At 71.4% G+C, this 3,140-nt stretch carries 4 protein-coding genes; 2 read left to right on the forward strand and 2 right to left on the reverse strand.

What is annotated here, in order from left to right; genetic code table 11:
* Positions 1-248: DUF3999 family protein (locus tag AC1DYN_RS31910; RefSeq protein ID WP_477966716.1), on the forward strand; the 248-nt coding region annotated here is incomplete at its 5' end.
* 444 nt (positions 249-692) lie between these two features.
* The gene (locus tag AC1DYN_RS31915; protein WP_477966718.1) at positions 693-1,397 is read left to right on the forward strand and encodes a hypothetical protein; all 705 of its coding nucleotides are present in this window, start codon (positions 693-695) and stop codon (positions 1,395-1,397) included.
* 52 nt (positions 1,398-1,449) lie between these two features.
* Here the strand turns inward: AC1DYN_RS31915 and AC1DYN_RS31920 are convergent, their stop codons facing one another.
* Both AC1DYN_RS31920 and AC1DYN_RS31925 read right to left on the reverse strand, forming a co-directional pair.
* Positions 1,450-2,415 carry a diguanylate cyclase gene (locus tag AC1DYN_RS31920; protein WP_477966720.1) on the reverse strand — a complete coding sequence of 322 codons (966 nt, stop codon included), beginning with the start codon at positions 2,413-2,415 and terminating at the stop codon, positions 1,450-1,452.
* On the reverse strand, positions 2,412-3,140 hold a 729-nt coding region (locus AC1DYN_RS31925), incomplete at its 5' end, for an Hpt domain-containing protein (protein ID WP_477966722.1). The genes AC1DYN_RS31920 and AC1DYN_RS31925, both read right to left, overlap by 4 nt.

Genomic DNA, 3,140 nt, shown 5'->3' on the forward strand with positions numbered 1-3,140 from the left:
ATCCAGCGCTGGCGGCGACGCCGATGTCGCTGGGCGAGTTGATGCCCGCGCGGCGCGGTGGTGACGCGCTGCCGGCGGATCGGGCCGTGCTGCAGGCCGATGTAGCGGTGGCGTCGCCTGCGGCGTTGCCGGCGTCGATGCCCCAGCCGAGGTCGGGCGGCACGCGCGCGTGGCTCTGGGGCGCCTTGCTGGCGGGGGTGGCGCTGATGGCGGCGATGGCGTGGTCGCTGCTGCGAGGGAGGCACTGACGGCGCCGAGGTGCCACTCATGCCGGTCTGGGTTCGAGAAGGACTGGAGGATGCGCACTGGCGGTAGCAGGGATTCCTTCGGCAGCAGGTTCGTGGTCGTGGGTGGCGAAGAGACAACGCAACACACGGTGTCCAAGGCCGACCCGCGTCGGGCGGGCAGATGCTCGACGCAGCCTTGTTGGAGGTGACGCAGAACCCTTTGCTGCTGCGAAGGCCAGGGGTCGGCATGCTGCTCAGCCGCTTGATGAGTCAAGTCCGGGCCAACGGCGGAACGGCCGAATTGGCGCGGCACCGGGTGCTGCTCCCGGCGGCTGCCTGCAACGCCTGGTTACCCGCTGTCTGACACCCCTGAGGAATAGACACGCTATTGCCCGCTTATCGGCGCCTCGCCGGCCGCACGACGCTCGCAGAATCCGTTTTCAGGGATACACCAGCGAGACCTGCATGAACTCAGATTCCATCGACCGTTCCTGGCGCGCACTTCCGGCCGTGCGGCTGCCGCTGTCGGGCTTCATGGAGGAACGCGGGCAAGGTGTCGACAACCTGCTGGCGACCCTGGTGCGCCGCATCAACGGCGGCAACCTGGCCTACCTGGGCGTGCCGGCCGACCTGGTCTACCGGCTCGCCTGCCTGTGCAGCCGCTGGTCGCCCGACCTGCAGGAATTCATTGCGCAGGTGCTGGAGCGCAGCGGCAACCTCGATCACTTCCTGACCCAGCCGGCCGCCGCCGACCACCACGGCGAGATGTACGGCCTGCTCGAAGCCAGCGTCACCGCGGCCGAGTTCGCGATGAATGCCGACCACGATGCGCGCAGCCGCAAGCCGCTGCCGGTCGAAGTGTCCGAATTGCAGCAGGTGTGCGCCGCAGCCGCCTTCCTGTTCGACCTGGGCAAGGTCTACAGCGAACACGCCGGCCACGACCTGCCGCGCAGCGTCCGCCGCCAGTTGCAGCCGCATGCCGACCTGTCGCGCTGCTGGCGCAGCAGCTGGACCACGCTGGCCCGGCGCAACCCGATCCTCGCCGCCTGGCTGGACCAGATCGCCAGCCGCCGCTCGGGCGCCACCGCCGCCGTGCGTGCGGCCCGCGCGCTGACGCACAACGCGGTGCGCGCGAGCTGGCGCAGCAACAGCCAGCTGCTGCCGGTCTGACTCAGCCTTTGCGGGCGGCGAACCGGGCCTGGAGGCCCTTGCAGCGCATGGATCAGCACTCCGGCACGCCGGGCTGCGCGTCCAGCACGGCGCCGCAGGCACGGCCGCGACCGCCGTGCTTGGCGCGGTAGAGCTGGGCATCGGCCAGCGCGAGCAGGCCCTCGGGCTCGCCTTCGGGCCCGGGCAGGCGGGTGGCGACGCCGATGCTGATGGTGACGGCGCCTGCCACGTCGGAGTCCGCGTGCCCGATCTCCAATCCGCGCACGCGCTGCTCGATGCCCACACCCAGCGCCAGGGCGCCGTCGAAATCGGTCGCCGGCAGGATGCAGGCGAATTCCTCGCCGCCGTAGCGCGCGGCCAGGTCGCCGGGGCGAAGCAGCCCGCCCTGGATGGCCTGGGCCACCTGCCGCAGGCATTCGTCGCCCGCCTGGTGGCCATAGCGGTCGTTGAAGCGCTTGAAGTGATCGACGTCCACCATCAGCAGCGACAGCGGCAGCCCGGCACGCGCGGCGCGCCGCCATTCGGTGCCGAGGCGTTCATCGAAGCAGCGGCGGTTGGCCACGCCGGTCAGGCCGTCCAGGAACACCATCCGGCGCAGCAGATCGCTTTGCGCCTTCAGCGTGAGGTGCGTCCTGACGCGCGCCCGCACCACGGCGGGGTTGACGGGCTTCGCGATGAAGTCGACCGCGCCCAGTTCGAGCCCCCGGGTTTCCTCCTGCGCATCGGTGTGCGAGGTCACGAAGATCACCGGGATGTTGCGCGTGGCCTCGTCGGCCTGCAGCCGCATGCAGACCTCGTGGCCGTCCATGCCCGGCATCACGACGTCGAGCAGCAGCAGGTCGGGCGGATCGGTCCGGCACAGCGCCAGCGCCTTGACGCCGTCGGTCGCCATCAGCACCCGGTGGTCGGGTGCAAAGATGCGATACAGCGCCTGGATGTTGATCGGCTGGTCGTCCACGACGAGCAGGCAGGGCCGCTTGTCCGCGGCGCCGGGCAGGGTGGGCACGGCAGCGCTCATTGGTCGAACCGCTGTTGCAGCGCCCGGCAGTGCACCAGGGCTTGGTCGAAATCGAGCGAGGCGGTGGCCGCATCGAGCAGCTGCAGGGCCTGCCTGACTGCGGGGCCGTGGCTGCGCTGCATCTGCTCGAGGACCTCCAGGGCCCGCATGTCGGCAGCGCGCAGCAGGCCTGCCAGTTCGGCCAGGGAGCGCTGAAGTTCCTGCAGGCCCGCTTCGGCCAGCCCGGCGAGCGGGGTGGCCGGGATGGGCTCCTGCAGGCTCAGCTGCAGCGCGTCGGCGACCTGGGTGATGTCGCGCCGCGCGACCTGCACGAGCCCGCTCAACGCGTCCATCAGGGCGGACGGTGGCGCCTGCGCCTGGCCCAGGGCGCGCTCGGTGCGGGCCGCCATCTGGGCCAGCGAACGCACGCCCAGCGTGCCGGCCAGGCCCTTGATGGTGTGCATCAGGCGCCGCGCTTCGTCGAACCGGCCCTGCTGCGTGAGTGCCAGCAGCTGGTCCGGCAGCGTCGCCAGGTCTTTGAGGAAGGACTGCAGCGTGCGCAGGTAGACGCGGCTGTTGCCGCCCATGCGGCCCAGCGCGGCCTCCAGGTCGATGCCGTGCTGCCCGGCCTGTGCCAGCAGCCCGGCCGGCACGGCGCCTGACGGGCCCGCGGCGGGCGCGGCCCGCGCCGCCGCGCGGCCGGTGTGGTGCAGCAAGGTGGCGACCAGCTTCGACAGGTCGAAGGG

This window comes from Rhizobacter sp. P2_D12 (assembly GCF_056404395.1).

Coding starts and splice junctions, on each gene's coding strand:
- AC1DYN_RS31915 (WP_477966718.1), top strand. CDS start 693: ATGAACTCAGATTCCATCGACCGTTCCTGGCGCGCACTTCCGGCCGTG.
- AC1DYN_RS31920 (WP_477966720.1), bottom strand. CDS start 2,415: ATGAGCGCTGCCGTGCCCACCCTGCCCGGCGCCGCGGACAAGCGGCCC.